14 protein-coding genes are annotated in these 14277 nt (G+C 73.8%); 8 read left to right on the top strand and 6 right to left on the bottom strand.

Annotation, left to right across the window (positions count from 1 at the left end; translation table 11 throughout):
• Positions 1-153: 153 nt before the first annotated feature.
• The gene (locus LCD33_RS19810; protein ID WP_224978137.1) at positions 154-1275 is read right to left on the bottom strand and encodes an NADH:flavin oxidoreductase; all 1122 of its coding nucleotides are present in this window, start codon (positions 1273-1275) and stop codon (positions 154-156) included.
• A gap of 129 nt (positions 1276-1404) precedes the next feature.
• Between LCD33_RS19810 and LCD33_RS19815 the strand changes: the two genes are divergently transcribed.
• Positions 1405-1770, top strand: coding sequence for a MerR family transcriptional regulator (locus LCD33_RS19815; RefSeq protein ID WP_224957731.1), 366 nt, complete (start codon positions 1405-1407; stop codon positions 1768-1770).
• 77 nt (positions 1771-1847) lie between these two features.
• On the opposite strand, the gene LCD33_RS19820 is transcribed toward LCD33_RS19815, so the two are convergent.
• The 5 genes from LCD33_RS19820 to LCD33_RS19840 are packed head-to-tail and all read right to left on the bottom strand — an operon-like array spanning position 1848 to position 6899.
• Positions 1848-2609 (bottom strand): ABC transporter ATP-binding protein, encoded by a 762-nt coding sequence (locus LCD33_RS19820; RefSeq protein ID WP_224957732.1) that lies wholly within the window; start codon positions 2607-2609, stop codon positions 1848-1850.
• 16 nt (positions 2610-2625) lie between these two features.
• Positions 2626-3648 carry an ABC transporter substrate-binding protein gene (locus LCD33_RS19825; protein WP_224957733.1) on the bottom strand — a complete coding sequence of 341 codons (1023 nt, stop codon included), beginning with the start codon at positions 3646-3648 and terminating at the stop codon, positions 2626-2628.
• Positions 3649-3664: 16 nt separating this feature from the next.
• Positions 3665-4492 (bottom strand): ABC transporter permease, encoded by an 828-nt coding sequence (locus LCD33_RS19830; protein ID WP_224957734.1) that lies wholly within the window; start codon positions 4490-4492, stop codon positions 3665-3667.
• Positions 4489-5862 (bottom strand): LLM class flavin-dependent oxidoreductase, encoded by a 1374-nt coding sequence (locus LCD33_RS19835; RefSeq protein WP_224957735.1) that lies wholly within the window; start codon positions 5860-5862, stop codon positions 4489-4491. Before LCD33_RS19835 ends, LCD33_RS19830 begins: the two co-directional genes overlap by 4 nt.
• A complete protein-coding gene (locus LCD33_RS19840; RefSeq protein WP_224957738.1) occupies positions 5859-6899 on the bottom strand; it encodes an LLM class flavin-dependent oxidoreductase in 1041 nt (346 codons plus the stop codon). Before LCD33_RS19840 ends, LCD33_RS19835 begins: the two co-directional genes overlap by 4 nt.
• A gap of 543 nt (positions 6900-7442) precedes the next feature.
• Here LCD33_RS19840 and LCD33_RS19845 point away from each other — a divergent pair.
• The 7 genes from LCD33_RS19845 to LCD33_RS19875 all read left to right on the top strand — a co-directional run bounded on the left by LCD33_RS19845 (position 7443) and on the right by LCD33_RS19875 (position 14181).
• A complete protein-coding gene (locus tag LCD33_RS19845) occupies positions 7443-8243 on the top strand; it encodes an IclR family transcriptional regulator (RefSeq protein ID WP_224957740.1) in 801 nt (266 codons plus the stop codon).
• A gap of 161 nt (positions 8244-8404) precedes the next feature.
• Positions 8405-9277: a nitrate ABC transporter substrate-binding protein gene (locus LCD33_RS19850; RefSeq protein ID WP_224957742.1), complete on the top strand. Its 873-nt coding sequence runs from the start codon at positions 8405-8407 to the stop codon at positions 9275-9277.
• Positions 9278-9440: 163 nt separating this feature from the next.
• Complete coding sequence (locus LCD33_RS19855) at positions 9441-10472, top strand: ABC transporter substrate-binding protein (RefSeq protein WP_224966730.1); 1032 nt, start codon at positions 9441-9443, stop codon at positions 10470-10472.
• Positions 10469-11311: an ABC transporter permease gene (locus LCD33_RS19860; protein WP_224957746.1), complete on the top strand. Its 843-nt coding sequence runs from the start codon at positions 10469-10471 to the stop codon at positions 11309-11311. The genes LCD33_RS19855 and LCD33_RS19860 overlap by 4 nt, the downstream gene beginning before the upstream one ends.
• Positions 11308-12030, top strand: coding sequence for an ABC transporter ATP-binding protein (locus LCD33_RS19865; RefSeq protein ID WP_224957748.1), 723 nt, complete (start codon positions 11308-11310; stop codon positions 12028-12030). The genes LCD33_RS19860 and LCD33_RS19865 overlap by 4 nt, the downstream gene beginning before the upstream one ends.
• A 41-nt stretch (positions 12031-12071) precedes the next feature.
• The gene (locus LCD33_RS19870; RefSeq protein WP_224957749.1) at positions 12072-12971 is read left to right on the top strand and encodes an ABC transporter substrate-binding protein; all 900 of its coding nucleotides are present in this window, start codon (positions 12072-12074) and stop codon (positions 12969-12971) included.
• 52 nt (positions 12972-13023) lie between these two features.
• Positions 13024-14181 carry an MFS transporter gene (locus LCD33_RS19875; protein WP_224978138.1) on the top strand — a complete coding sequence of 386 codons (1158 nt, stop codon included), beginning with the start codon at positions 13024-13026 and terminating at the stop codon, positions 14179-14181.
• Positions 14182-14277 lie beyond the last annotated feature (96 nt).

Genomic DNA, 14277 nt, shown 5'->3' on the forward strand with positions numbered 1-14277 from the left:
CGGTTGGGGCTGGGGCCACCACTGGGGCGGCTGGCGCAAGTGAGCCCCCCGGCCTTGACGACCACGACCTGACGCGACGAACGACCTGACGCATCGCCGAGACGGCTCCCGCCATCCGGTTCGCCGGAACGGCGGGAGCCGTCGCGCGTGCGGTCAGTACAGCGAGGTGAGCAGCTCGGAGCTGAACGGGGCGACCTCGTCCAGGCGCCCGGAGAGCACCTTCTCGCTCCACAGCGGGTCCGCGAGCAGTCCGCGGCCCACCGCGACCAGGTCGAACTCGTCGCGCTCCAGCCGTTCCACCAGTTCATCGATGTCGGTGATCTCGGAGGTCTGGCCGCTGAACGCCCCGGTGAACTCCTGGTTCAGCCCCACCGACCCGACCGTGATGGACGGCTTGCCGGTGAGCTTCTTGGTCCACCCGGCGAGGTTCAGGTCGGAGCCCTCGAACTCCGGCCGCCAGTACCGCCGCGTGGAGGCGTGGAAGGCGTCCACCCCGGCCTCCGCGAGCGGCGCGAGCACGGCCTCCAGCTCGTGCGGCGTGGTGGCCAGCTGCGCCTGGTAGTCGTACATCTTCCACTGCGAGGTGCGGAACACGACGGGGAAGTCGGCGGAGACCGTCCGGCGCACGGCGGCCACGACCTCGGTGGCGAAGCGGGTCCGGGACACCGGGTCGCCGCCGTAGGCGTCGGTGCGGCGGTTGGTGCGCTCCCACAGGAACTGGTCGATGAGGTAGCCGTGCGCGCCGTGCAGCTCCACGCCGTCGAACCCGACGCGTTCGGCGTCCGCGGCGGCCTGGGCGAACGCCTCGACGACCGCGTCCAGGTCGGTCCGGGTCATCGCGTGCCCGGCTTCCTCGCCCTTGAGGTCGAGCCCGGACGGGCCCATCGGCGGGGCGTCCGGGAACGGCGGGGCGCCTGCGGGGCGGGCCATCCCGACGTGCCAGAGCTGCGGGAAGATCTTCCCGCCCGCCTGGTGCACCTCGGCGACGACGTTCTTCCAGCCGGCCAGCGCGTCCTCGCCGTGGAAGCGCGGGATCGAGTCGCTGAGCCCGGCCGAGGGGTGGTCCACGTAGGTGCCCTCGGTGATGATCAGCCCGGTGCCGGCGGCGGCGCGGCGCGCGGAGTAGGCGGCGACGTCCGCGCCGGGCACTCCGCCGGGGGAGAGGTCGCGCGTCATCGGCGCCATCGCGATGCGGTTCGGCACGGTCGTGCCGCCCAGCTCGAACGGGCGGGACAGCGCTTTCGCCGCGCGGTCGGAGGTGTTGCTGCTGGACACGGGCTCTCCTCGGGAACTGGTGCGGTGCGGTGCGTGCTTCCGCTACGGTAAAACCTGACGTTGACGTCAGAGGAAACCGATTGTGGCCGGGATTACCACCGCGGCCCGGCGGGGCGAGGAGGAAGCGCGATGCGGATCGGGGAACTGGCCGCCAGGACCGGGGTGAGCGTGCGGGCGCTGCGCTACTACGAGGAACAGCACCTGCTGCGAGCCGAGCGCACCGCCAGCGGGCAGCGCACCTACTCGGAGGCCGCGGTCGAACGGGTGCGGCTCATCCAGCAGCTCTACGCCGCCGGGCTGTCCAGCAAGCTGATCCTCGGCCTGCTGCCGTGCGTGGAGACCGGCGAAGCCGACCCGGCCATGATGGACCGCCTCGTCGCCGAGCGGGACCGCATCGACCGGCAGGTCGACGAGCTCGTGCGGACCCGGGACCGGTTGGATGCGATCATCCGCTGCTCGCACGCGGCGCACGACGACTCCCGGTCGATCGCGTGACCCGGGACCGCACCGGCCGAACGTCGTGATCACCGGCGCCGGTTCGGGGATCGGCGCCGCCGGACCCCGCGCGGCGCTCAGCCACCGACCGGCTCGGCCCGTCCGTCCGATTCGGACAGTGCCCGGTAGATGCGGCTCTCCTCCTGCAGCAGCGGCAGCGAACCGCGTTCCCGCGGCCGCGGCAGGTCGACGTCGAAGGTGCGCACGACCCGTCCCGGTCCCGCCGCCAGCAGCAGCACCCGGTCGGCGAGGAACACCGCCTCCCCGACGTCGTGCGTCACGAACACGACCGTCCCGCCGGTCCGCGCGCGGATGCGCAGCAGGTCCTGCTGGAGCCGGATCCGGGTGAGGTGGTCCACCGCCCCGAACGGTTCGTCCATCAGCAGCACCTCCGGTTCCGCGGTGAGCGCCCGCGCTATGCCCGCCCGCTGCCGCATGCCGCCGGAGAGGTGGTGCGGGTAGGCGTCCTCGTAGCCGGACAACCCGACCAGGTCCAGGTGCTCGCGGGCGGCGGCGCGGCGTTCGCCCCGGCCCACCCCGCGGATCTCCAGCCCCAGCTCCACGTTCGCCAGCACCGTGCGCCACGGGTACAGCGACGCGTCCTGGAACACCACCCCGATGCCCTCCCGCGGCCCGGTGAGCGGTTCGCCGCGGAAGCGCACCTCGCCGGAGCTCGGCGCCTGCAACCCGGCGAGCACCTCCAGCAGGGTGCTCTTCCCGCAACCGCTCGGCCCGAGCAGGCAGACGAACTCGCCCGCGGCCACGTCCAGGTCGATGCCGGAGAGCACCTCGTTCGCACCGAACGACTTGTGCACCGACCGCACTTCGAAGATCGCCATGGTGGCTCCCGTCCGATCAGCGCCCGGCGCGGGGCCGGGGGTAGGTGAAGGGCTTGCGGAACTCCTGCGGGATGAAGCGCAGGTCGATGTAGCGGTCCGCGTCGTAGATCCGGTCCTGGTTGCCCACCTCGACCTCGATCTCCTGGCTGCGCCGGATCGCGGCGGGATCGACGTCCGGGTTGTCGTCCCACACGTCGTCCTCCTGCCGGATGGCGCGCGCGACGGCCTCCGGGTCCAGCTTCAACTTCCCCTGCAACCACGGCACGTAGGTCGCGTGGTTCTCCTTCGCGTCGGTGTAGGAGGCGAAGTAGGCGCGCAGCGCCCGCCGCAGCACGTCGGGGTGGTCGCGGATGACGTCGTCACCGGAGATGAGCACCCCGGTGTGGTAGTTCGGCAGGTAGTCCCAGGCCCGCGCCAGCGTGACCGCTTCGCCTTCGAGCTCGCCCAGCGCGGGGAACGGCTGGTGGATGATGGTGGCGTCCACCTGGCCGGTGCTCAACGTGCCGTAGGCCTGCTCGTTGATGCCGTTGTTCACCAGCGACACGTCCCGGTCCGCGTCGATCCCGTGGGCGCGCAGCACGTACCGCAGCGTGGTGTCCAGGTTGCTGCCCGCCTTCGAGTTGCCGATGGTGCGCCCGCGCAGGTCTTCGATGCGGGTGATGCCGGGGCGGGCGATGAGGAAGTACGGGCCCTTGCTGCGGAAGGCGGAGGACACGATCTTCAGCGGGGAGCCGAGCGCGGCGGCGCGCAGGTACTCGGTGGTCGGGCCGAAGGCGAAGGTGAGCTCGCCGGTGGCCACGCCGGTCACGGCGTCCTCGACGTCGGTGAACTCGACGGTGAGCCCCTGGGCGGCGAAGTGCCCGCGTTCCACGCCCCAGCGGATCGGCTGCTGGGTGTACTGGGTGCCCGCTTGGAGGGTGATGGTGGCGGTCTCGCCGTCGGCCCGGGTCCCTCCGGTCCCGGCGCAGGCGGCGGTGCCCGCGAGGGGCAGCAGGGCTGCCGCGGCCAGCGACGACCGGACGAATTCGCGGCGGTTCATGTGAGCTCCAGGATGGTCAGGAGTGCTTCCAGCGCAGCAGGACGCGGCGCTCCAGCAGGCCCACGCCGGAGATGATCAGCGCGGACAGCACGGTGGTGAACAGGACGAGCGCGAAGACCGAGGCGGTGTCGTACACCCCGACCGCGCGGTTGAGCAGGTTGCCCAGCCCGCCCTTGGACGCGGTGATCTCCGCGAACAGGGCGGCCACCAGCGCGGTCCCGGTCTCCACCTTGATCGCGGCCACGATGGAGGTCGTCGCCGAGGGCAGCACGACCTTGCGGATCAGCTGCGCGCGGCTCGCCCCGAACGAGCGGGCGACCTTGAGGTGGTCCGCGGAGACCTGCTTGATGCCCGCGATGGTGTTGTAGACGAACAGGAAGTAGCAGAACAGGAAGACGATCACGATCTTGTGCGCGGCGCCGATGCCGAGGTACAGCGTCAGCAGCGGGATGATCGTCACCTTCGGCACCGCCATCAGCGCGGCCACGAACGGGTTCAGGAAGGTCCCGGCATTGCGGGACAGGCCCATCCACACCCCGGTGGCGACGCCGAACACCAGGGCCAGCGAGGCGCCCGCGGCGGCCTCCCCGAGCGTCAGCAGCAGGTTCCCGAGCAGGTTCTGCTCGGTGAACAGCGCCGGGTAGGCGGCGAGCACCTCGGTGGGGGAGGCCAGGTAGATCCGCTTGACGCGGCCGCTGTCCACGGCCTGCTGCACCACCGCGAGCACCGCGGCGACCAGCAGCACCTGCCCGCCGAGGATCGCGAACCCGGTGCGGCGCGGGCGTTTTCCGGCGGACGGAGCGGCCGTGGTGGCGGGTGCGGCCGGTGCTTCTCGAACGGTCATGGCGCGGTGGTCCTCCCTGCCGCTGCTGCGCGGACCGGCGGCACGTCCAGTCCGAGGTGGTCGCGGAACGTGCTGCCCGCGTAGTCGTCGCGGTGCAGCCCGCGGCGCCGGAGCTCGGGCACCACCAGGTCGGCGAAGGCGCGCACCGAACCGGGGACGTGCGGCGGGAAGATGTTGAACCCGTCGGCGGCACCGCCGTCGAACCAGCGCTGCACGAAATCGGCCACCTGCACCGGATCGCCGACCACGGAGGCGCGGCCCGCGCCGGTGCCGAGCCCGTTCACCAGGTCCCGGTAGGTGATGCGGTGCTCGCCGGACAGGTCCCGGTGGGTGTGCGCGCGCACCGCGTCGAGCAACACCCGGCCCTGCTCGTCGAGCTCGTCGGCGAGGGCGGCGGGCACCTGCTCGTCCGGGTCGTGGCCGCGCACGTCGACGCCGAGCTCCCGGGAGACCGAGGTGAGGTTGCGGCGGGGCCGCTGCCCGAGGGCGCCGCCGCGGTGCAGCGGGCCGGCGAGCTGCTCCTCCTCGTCCAGCGGCAGGAACGAGTTGAGCAGGTCGTGCTCGGCGACCGCGTCCTGCGTGGTGGCGCCGGTGTAGACGCTCAGCCCGGGCAGGATGCGCGGCAGCCCGGGTTCCCGGCCGTGCGCGGCGGCGCGGGCCTTCACGTCGGCGTAGTACTCCCGGGCGGACTCGAAGTCGTGGTGCCCGGAGAACACCACGTCCGCCTCCCGGGCGGCGAGGTCCCGGGAGCGCTCCGAGGTGCCCGCGTGCAGCAGCACCACCTGGCCCTGCGGTGGTCGCGGGACGTCGAGCGGCCCGTCCACGTCGAAGTGCGCGCCGCGGTGGCCGATGGGGGCGCCGTGCGCGCCGCTGTCCCACAGCGCCCGCACCACGTCGACGAACTCGCCCGCCCGGTCGTAGCGCTTGTCGGTGTCCCAGTGCTCGCTGCGGCTGAAGTTCCCGGCCGCCGCGGCGTCCGCTCCGGTCACCAGGTTCCACGAGGCGCGCCCGCGGCTGAGGTGGTCGAGCGAGGCCGTCAGCCGGGCCACCGAGTACGGGTCGTGGTAGGTCGGGTTCGCGGTCACCACGATGCCGATCCTGCTAGTGGCGGCGGCGATCGCGGCTCCGGCGGTGAACGGTTCCAGCCGGGACATCTGGGCGGGGTTGGTGCGCGCCAGCGCCGGGTCGGTCGCCAGGCGGTCGCCGAGGAACACGAAGTCGAACGCGGCGTCCTCGGCGATCCTGCTGACCTGCTGGATGAATCCGATGTCGTAGGCGCCGTCGGCGCGCGCCCCGGGGTGCCGCCAGCCCGCGGGATGCGTGCCGGTGGCCCAGAACATCAGGCCCAGGTGCAGTCGTCGTGCCGTCACGATGCGGCCCCCGTTCGCGGTGGTGCGGGCCGCCGGGACGGGTCGCGGCGGGCCGGTCGGGTGAGGTTCAGGTGCGAGCGCAGGCTCCGGTCCGCGTAGTCGTGGCGGAACACGCCGCGGCGGCGCAGCAGCGGCACCACCAGTTCGGTGAACCGGCGCAGCTGGCCGGGTTGCGGGGGAGCGTGCAGCAGGTACCCGTCCACCTGCCCGGCGGAGAAGGACTCCGCGATGCGCCCGGCGACGGTGTCGGGATCGCCGATGAGCACCGCTCCGCTGGCCAGCGCGCGTTCTCCGCCGGGGGTGGCGTGCAGTTGCTCGTGCAGGTCCCGCACCTCGGCCACGTCCTCGCCGAGGACGGGGATCAGGTCGGGCAGCACCGCGGCGTGCTCGCCGCGGTCGGTCGCGCCACCGGGCAGCACGAGCTCGGCGTCCGGGACGGCGGCGGCGAGCTCGTCGGCGGCGTGCGCCAGCACCGGATGCCCTTGCGGCGGGCGGGCCAGGTTCAGCGGTCCGCGCACCTGGAAGTGCGCGCCGACGTGGTCCACGGCGCGGATGCGGTCGGCGTCGACGAACGCGCCGGATCCCTTGTCCCGCACGAAGGCGTCGTCGTCCCAGCTGTCCCACAGCGCCCGCACCAGCCCGACGAACTCGCGGGTGCGCTCCACCGCGTCCGCCCGGGGGAGGGGGCCCGCGCGCTCGCCGCCGGGGTGTTCCTCGGTGACCAGCCAACCGGCCCGCCCACCGGAGATGTGGTCGAGGGAGGCCACCAGCCGGGCGAGGTTGAACGGTTCGTGCCGCAGCGGATCGCCGGTGGCCAGCAGTCCGATCCGGGTGCTGCGCACGGCCGCGTGCGCGGCGGCGGTGAACGGTTCGAGGCCGGTGCCGGTGTCGCGCCTGCCGTCGAGCAGCACGAAGTCGAACGCGGCGTCCTCGGCGAGGCGCACGGCCCGGTCGAGCTCGTCCGGGGCGCTGCCCGTGGCGTGGGCGTAGCCGAGGTGCAGCTGCCGGGGGCGCTTCTTGTGCTGGTTCCTTCCCAAGGAGACCTCCTGCGGGTCGTGCCGCGAGCAGCGGGACGCACCGCTGCGGTGCCGTGTCGCGGTGTCGCGGCGCGCGGCGGTGCGCGACCGCCGGGCGGCGGTGCGGTGCGGGCGTCCGGGGGCGCTCCGGTGCTGCTTCGGACCGGGCGGCGAAAAAGAGTCCTCAGTGGACTGAATGGCGAACGCCGTTGTGGCGTCGGGGGATCGAGCGGGCGCGCGGTACCGCGTGCCGGGAGTCCTGATCGGACGGATCAGCCGGTACAGCCGCGGTGCGCGGCGGATGACTGCGTGCTGAACCGCCCGGGAAGAGCCGACCGAGTGGGCATGCCCGGAAGTCTCGACACGACCCCCGCCGACGTCAAGCAGCCGTCGATCCGTCGCACAGGGTGGGACGGTGCAGCTCAGCGGCCCGGGCGGCGTCGCCGGACGGTGGTCCGGGGTCGCGACGGCCCCGAGGTGAGCCCGGACACCCCGTCCGCGGGGACGCGGGGTTCGGCGGGTGCCTCGTTGCCGCCGCTGCGCGGGGTGGCCGATACTCGCGCCGTGTCGAAGCCAGGTGAGACCCCCGCGCGGACCGGTGGCAAGGAGCGCGGCTCGGAGGTGCAGTCCGTCGCGCGCGCCTCGGCGCTGCTCGAAGCGGTGGTGGACAGCGCCGAGGGCCTGACGCTGACCGAGCTGGTGCGCGAGAGCGGCCTGACGATGAGCACGGTGCACCGGTTGCTGCGCACCCTGTGCTCCGGCGGGTTGCTGTGCCGCGACTCCGGCACCGAGCGATTCCTGCCCGGCCCGCTGCTGCTGCGGCTCGCCCGCCGTTCGCTGGCCTCCGCCGGGGTGCCGGAGGCCGCCGACGTGCTGCGGGACCTGGTGGACCGCACCGGGGAGACCGCGAGCCTCGGCATGCGCCAGGGCGAGCAGGTGCTGGTGCTGCTGGTGGCGCAATCCGCGCAGCCGCTGCGGTTCCAGGGCGTGCAGGGCGAGCACCGCGCGCTGCTGCGCTCGGCGATGGGCCGGGCGCTGCTGGCCGTCGGCGACCGCCCGGTGCGGGAGGTCCTCGACGAGCTGCTGCCCGGTGCCGGCGAGGAGGAGCGCTGGGAGCACGAGGTGGACCTGATGGCGGCCCGGTTCCGCGGGTGCGCCGTGTTCGACGACCCGGACCGCGCCGGGCTGCGCGCGATCGCCGCCCCGGTCCCGGGGCACCGCGACGGCGGGCGGCTGGTCGTCGAGGTGCAGGGCCCGGCCGCGCGGATGGCCGACGAGGAGCTCGACCGGTTGGGCGCGGCCGTCCGCGCCGCCGCCGAGGAGCTGCACGGACTGCCGCTGTCGCTGGGTGGCGCGGGCACCTGAGAACCCGGGCGCGCGTGCCACCGGACCGCGCCCCGGTCAACCCGCGACCACCGACTTCCGTGATGTGGGAGGTGTTGCCGCATCGCGCAAGTATCCGTTGACCGGCCGCCGAACCCCGCCCTACGTTGCTCATCGACAGCACGAACGGCAGGGAGGTGACCGTGAGCCCGCAGCGCTCCGAGGCACGAGTGGTCATCTCCCCGAACCACCCGGTGTTCGACCTGCCGGAGATCGTCGCCCTGGAACGCGGCATGTTCGCCGAGGCGGGCCTGGACGTGCGCTTCGCCGAACGGGCCGGCGCCGAGGACCGCACCGAGCGGGACCCGGCGGCGCGCCGCAAGGAATCCCTGTTCGAGCACGCGCAGGCCGACGTCTACAACCTGTGCGAATGGGGCGGGATCGACCGGCTGGAGCGCAACCGCAGGCCGGGCAGGCTCGGCTACCTGCGGCCCGCGATCGTCGCCCAAGCACTGGTGAGCTTCGACCCGGCGTTGCAGGAACCGCACGACCTGAGCGGGATCCCGGTCGGCGTCAACGAGTTCACCGGCTCGCACTACACCGCGCTGCACCTGCTGGAAGGCGCGGTGGCGCGGGAGAACGTCGTCGTCGAGCACGTCGGCTTCCCCGAGGTCCGGTTGCGCCGCGCCGAAACCGGCGCGATCCGCGCCGTGATGCTGATGGAGCCGTACCTCAGCCTGGCCCGCAAGCGCGGTGCCCACCTGCTCGGCACCTACTTCTACCGGGGCGTCGAAGTCGTCGCCCCCGAACTGACCGACGCGGCGCGCGAGACCTTCGTCGGCGTCGTTGACGCCGCGGTCGACCTCATCAACGCCGACCCCGCCCGGTACCGGCACCACCTGGTCGCCGAGGTGGCGGGCGAGCTCGACGAGTCCGAGCTCGGCACCGAGCACTTCCGCTACACCCGCGCCACGCCGGTCACCGAACGCCGGTTCACCGAGAGCTACGCGTGGATGCGCTCCTGGCGCCTGACCTCCGGCGCGCACGGCTACCGCACCCTGCTGGGGTTGCGGTGAACCCGCCCGCCGGCCTCACCCGGCGCAGGTACCTCGACTGGTGCTCGCTCAACGGCGGGCTCTGTCCCCGCTGAACCCCGGCCTTCCGCGGGGCGCGCCCGTGCGGCGCGTCCCGGGCCGCACGCCTCTGCCCTTTCCCCTTCGCTGCTCCTGGAGCGTCGTCATGAACACCTGGACCGGTGGTGTCCCACCAGTTCCCCGCGGCCCGCTCGGCCGCCGCGCCGTGCTGCGCGGCGGGCTGGCGGCGGCGCTGGGCCTCGCGGGAGCCGGGGTGCTGTCCGGCTGCGGCACCGGATCGCCCGGGGCCGCGAAGGTGGAGGACACCCAGAAGGGCACCGCGGGCGCGGTGATCCGGCCCATCGCCGAGCGGTACGGGCTCGTCGGCGACCTGGATCTGGAGCACGTCGCGGGCACCGGGCCCGGCGACGTGCAGAACAAGCTGCTCTCCGGCGCCCTCGACGTGGCCAGCATGGGCCCGATCGGGGCCGTCGTCGCCGCCGAGGCGCGCGCGGCGGTGAGCCTGTTCAGCACCAGCCTGCACAACCACGTGCACTGGCTGGTCCCCGAGAACAGCCCGTACCGCACGGTGCGGGACCTGCGCGGGAAACCCATCGCGACACCGCCGAACAACAGCGACGCCTACCGCTCGGCGCAGCTGGCGGCCGCGGTCAACGACATCGACTTCGAAGCCGACTACGACGTGCACCAGGGCGCGGTGCTGGCCGGGCTGGCGCTGTTCGAGCGCGGTGACGTGGAGGCCATCCTCACCATCGAGCCGAACGCCACCCTGCTCGTCGGCCGCGGTGCCCGCGAGCTCGTGTCGGTGCAGCAGCTGTGGAGCGAGGGCACCGGCGACGGCGGGCGCCTGCTGCTCAACGGGCAGGGTGCCACGAACGAATGGATCGACGCGCACCCCGCGCAGGCCGCGGGGATCGCCCGGTTGCGGCTCGCCGCGCACCAGGTGATCGCCGAGAACCCTGCGGTGCTCGCCGAGCTGCACGAGTACTACGGCATCCCCGCCGGCGAGCGCCGCGCCGTCGAACTGCTGCCACAGCGGCTCGCCGACGTCTATCCCGTGGTCTGGGACGAGTCGGTGTTCGCCGGGCTGCGCAAGCAGATCGACGTCGCCGTCCGAACAGGACTGATCAGCGCCGCGCTCGCCGCGGAACCGTTCCGGGTGGTGGGGCCGGCATGACCACCACGACCGCGCCCGAGCGCACCGACCCGGCCGCCCCGCCGGCGACCGCGCCACCGGCGGGCCCCGGCGCCTGGCGCCGCATCGCCGCCGCCGGCTGGCCGCCCGCCGCGTTCGCGCTGCTGCTCGGCGCGGGCTGGCAGCTGATGGCGGTGCTCGCGGACAGCGTCCTCGTACCCGGGCTCGGCGAGATCGCCGACCGCTTCGGCGAGATCGTCGTCGGCGGCGACGTCCTCGGCGAGCTGGGCGTGACGCTGGCCCGGGTGTGCCTCGGCTTCGCGCTCGCCTTCGCCGCCGCCCTGGTCGTCGGGATCGCCATGGGGCGCCACCCGGTCGTCCGCCGCTTCTTCGAACCCGCCGTGCTGCTCGGGCTGACCGTCCCCGGACTGGTGTGGGCGCTGCTGTGCGTCATCTGGTTCGGGGTGGGGCTGGCGAACCCGGTGCTCGCCGTCGCGCTCTCCGCCGCGCCCGCGCTGACCTTGAACGTCTACCAGGGCATCCGCGCGCTGCCCGGCGAGCTGCTGGAGATGACGCACGTGTACCGCTTCTCGCCGTGGCGCCGGCTGCGGTACCTGTGGCTGCCCGCGTTGCAACCGGCGCTGTTCTCCGGGGCGCGGCTCGGGCTGTCGCTGTCCTGGAAGGTGATCGTGCTGGTGGAGATCTTCGGGCTCTCCAGCGGAGTCGGGTACCAGCTCAACAACGAGTTCGCGGCGCAGAGCGTCGCCGGGGTCCTGAGCTGGACGCTGCTGTTCGGCGCGGTGATGGCGCTGCTGGAGTACGGCCTGCTGCAGAACCTGGAACGGCGGCTCACCCGCTGGCGCAAGGCGGTGTCGGTATGAGCGCGATCTCGCTGCGCGCGGTGTCCAAGCGGTTCCGCGACGCGCGCACCGGCCGGGTCGAATCGGTCTTCGAGGAGTTCTCCCTCGACGTCGCCGAAGGCGAGCTCGTCGCCGTGGTCGGGGCCTCCGGGACCGGCAAGACCACGCTGCTGCACCTCGTGGCCGGGCTCGAACGCGCCGACGCGGGGGAGGTGCCGGTGCCGCCCGGGCGGCTCGGCGTCGTGTTCCAGCAACCGCGGCTGCTGGACTGGATCCCGGTGCGGCGCAACGTGGAACTCGCCCTGGACGCCGCCGGGCTGGACCGCGCCGCGGCCGCCGAGGTGCTCGCGGCGGTGGGGTTGGCCGAGCACGCCGACTCCTACCCCTCGGTGCTCTCCGGCGGGCAGCGGCAGCGGGTCGCGGTGGCCAGGGCCTTCGCCGTCGAACCGGGCGTGGTGCTGCTGGACGAGCCGTTCAGCGCGCTCGACGAGCTGACCGCGCGCCGGCTGCGGCTGCTGCTGCAGGAGCTGTGGACCGCCCGGCCGCGCACCGGGCTGCTCGTCACGCACAACCCGTTGGAGGCGGCGCTGCTGGCCGACCGGATCGTCGTGCTCGGCGGCCGCCCGGCCCGCGTCGTGCGGCGCTACGAGGTGCCGGCCGCGCGCCCCCGGTCCCCGGAGGACCCGGATCTGTTCGCGCTGCACGGCGAGATCGTCGCCGACCTGACCGCCGGGGCCTGACCCCGCACCACCAGGACCGAAGGAACGAGAGGGAATCCGACATGGCGCATGACAAGGTCACCATGGAACTGCTGTCGCTGGTGTTCTCGCTGCCGCAGCTGGTCGCCGCCGACGAGGGCTACTACGCCGAGGAGGGGCTGGAGGTCGAGTTCGTCCCCAAGGGCTACGCGGGCGCCGGGGTCGGCTTCCTGGAGGACCACCAGCTGCTGAGCGCGTTCGGCAGCACCAAATCGCACTTCGAGAGCGGCGAGGCCACCCTGTACCGCGCCTGCGAGTGGGGCCAGATCCGGCGTTCCGTGGACACCAGCGTCGGTGGCCGGGTCGTGAGCAAGCGCGCCGCCGTGCTCAGCCAAGGCCTGTACGTGCACCCGGATTCGCCCGCGGTGCACCCGCAGGACCTGGCGGGCGAGGCGGTCGGCGTGAACTTCCACCACGGCTCGCACTACCTCGCCTTGCAGACGCTGGAGGGCTTCCTGCCGCGCGAGGAGATCAAGGTGGTGCACGTCGGCGGGCCGCAGCAGCGGTTCGAGGCGCTGCGGGACCGGGAGATCGCGGCGGTGGCCCTGATGGAACCGTGGATCTCGGTGGCGGAGAAGCAGGGCTACCGGCTGCTCGCGGAGGCCTACTACGCGGGTTCGGAGATCGCGAGCCCCGACCTGCCCACCAGCACCTACGAGGCGATCAACCGCGCGGTGGTGAAGGCGGTGCGCAAGCTCGGCGAGGACCCGCGGCCGTACCTGCACCACCTCATCGGCGAGGTGCCGCCGGAGATCGAACGGCTCTCCGTCGAGGACTTCCGGCTGGACCGGCTGCGGTTCGTGGAACCGCGCCCCTACCCGCGGGAGGAGTTCCAGCGCACCTACGACTGGATGGTGAGCTGGGGGTTGGTGCAGGAGGACTCCGGATACGGCAAGGTGGTCGAGAACCTCGTCCGGATCTGAACCGGGGCGGGACGGCGGACGGCACCGGCCGGTGCGCTGGGAGGTGCCGACCATGGCGAGCCGGGCGGGGCGCGGACCTCGGGTGTGGCCGCTGTACGCGGGCGGGTTCCTCGGCCCCTACGGCAGCACGATGGTGACCCCGATGGTGCACGAGGTCGCGGCCGGGCTGCACGGCTCGGTGACCGCCGCCGCGGCCGCCGTCACCGCGTACATGGTGCCGTTCGCGGTGCTGCTGCTGGTGTCGGGGACCCTGGCGGAGCGCTGGGGCCGCGGGCGGGTCGTGCGGGCCGCGCTGCTGGTGTCCGCGCTGGTGTCCGCGTTGTGCGCGGCGGCGCCGACGATGGAGCTGTTCCTGCTCGGCCGCGCCGTGCAGGGCGCCGCGAACGCGTTCATCACCCCGCTGCTGGTGGCCGCGATCATCGATCTGGTGCCGGGGGAGCGGCGCGGGCGCGCGCTGGGGTGGTTCGCCGGGATGCAGGCCGCCGGTCAGGGGTTCAGCCCGCTGATCACCGGGGTGGCGGCGGCGTGGCACTGGCGGCTCGCGTTCGTCTTCCCCGCGCTGCTCGCGGTCGTGCTGGTGCTGCTGCCGCCGGACGCGGCCGCCGCGGCCCGCCGGGCCACCGGCGCCGTGCCGTGGCGGGTGCTGGTCAACCGCAGGCTGGGGTCGGCGGCGGCGCTGTCCTTCCTGAGCTACCTCGGCGCGGTGGGGCTCACCGTGCTGGTGGTGCTGCGCGTCGCCGACGACTTCGGTTTCGGGCCGGTGCAACGAGGTCTGGTCAGCGCGGCGTTCGGCGTGGCGGGAGTGGCCGCCGCCGGGCCGCTGGGCCGGTGGGCGGAGCGGGTCGGGCCGCGCCCGCTGGGGCTGGTGCTGAACGCGCTGCTCGCGGCCGGGTTGCTCGCCGCGGCGCTCGGCCCGTCCCCGCTGCTGGTCGTCGTGGGGGTGCTGCTGGCGGGCGCCGCGGTCACCGGCATCCGCACCATCGTCAACGAGCTGGCCGCGACGAGCGCGCCGTCGAACCGGGGCGGGGCGGCGTCGCTGGCGCTGGCGGCGCAGTTCTTCGGTGGTGCGCTGGCACCGGTGCTGTGGGTACCGCTGTACCACCTGGACGCGCGGTGGGGTTTCGCCGCGGCCTCCACCGCGCCGCTGGCCGCCCTGGTCGTCCTGCTGGCGGCGAGGTCCCTGCGCCGTGCGCCCGGCTCGCCGACGTGAAGCGGCCCCCCCCCCCCCCCGGGGGGGGGGGCCGGGGGCGGGGCCCCCCCCGGCGGGGGGGGGGCCCCCGGGGGCCCCCGGGGCCCCCCCCCGGGG

Source organism: Saccharopolyspora sp. 7B, from assembly GCF_020177435.1.
Lineage (GTDB): Bacteria > Actinomycetota > Actinomycetes > Mycobacteriales > Pseudonocardiaceae > Saccharopolyspora_C > Saccharopolyspora_C gregorii.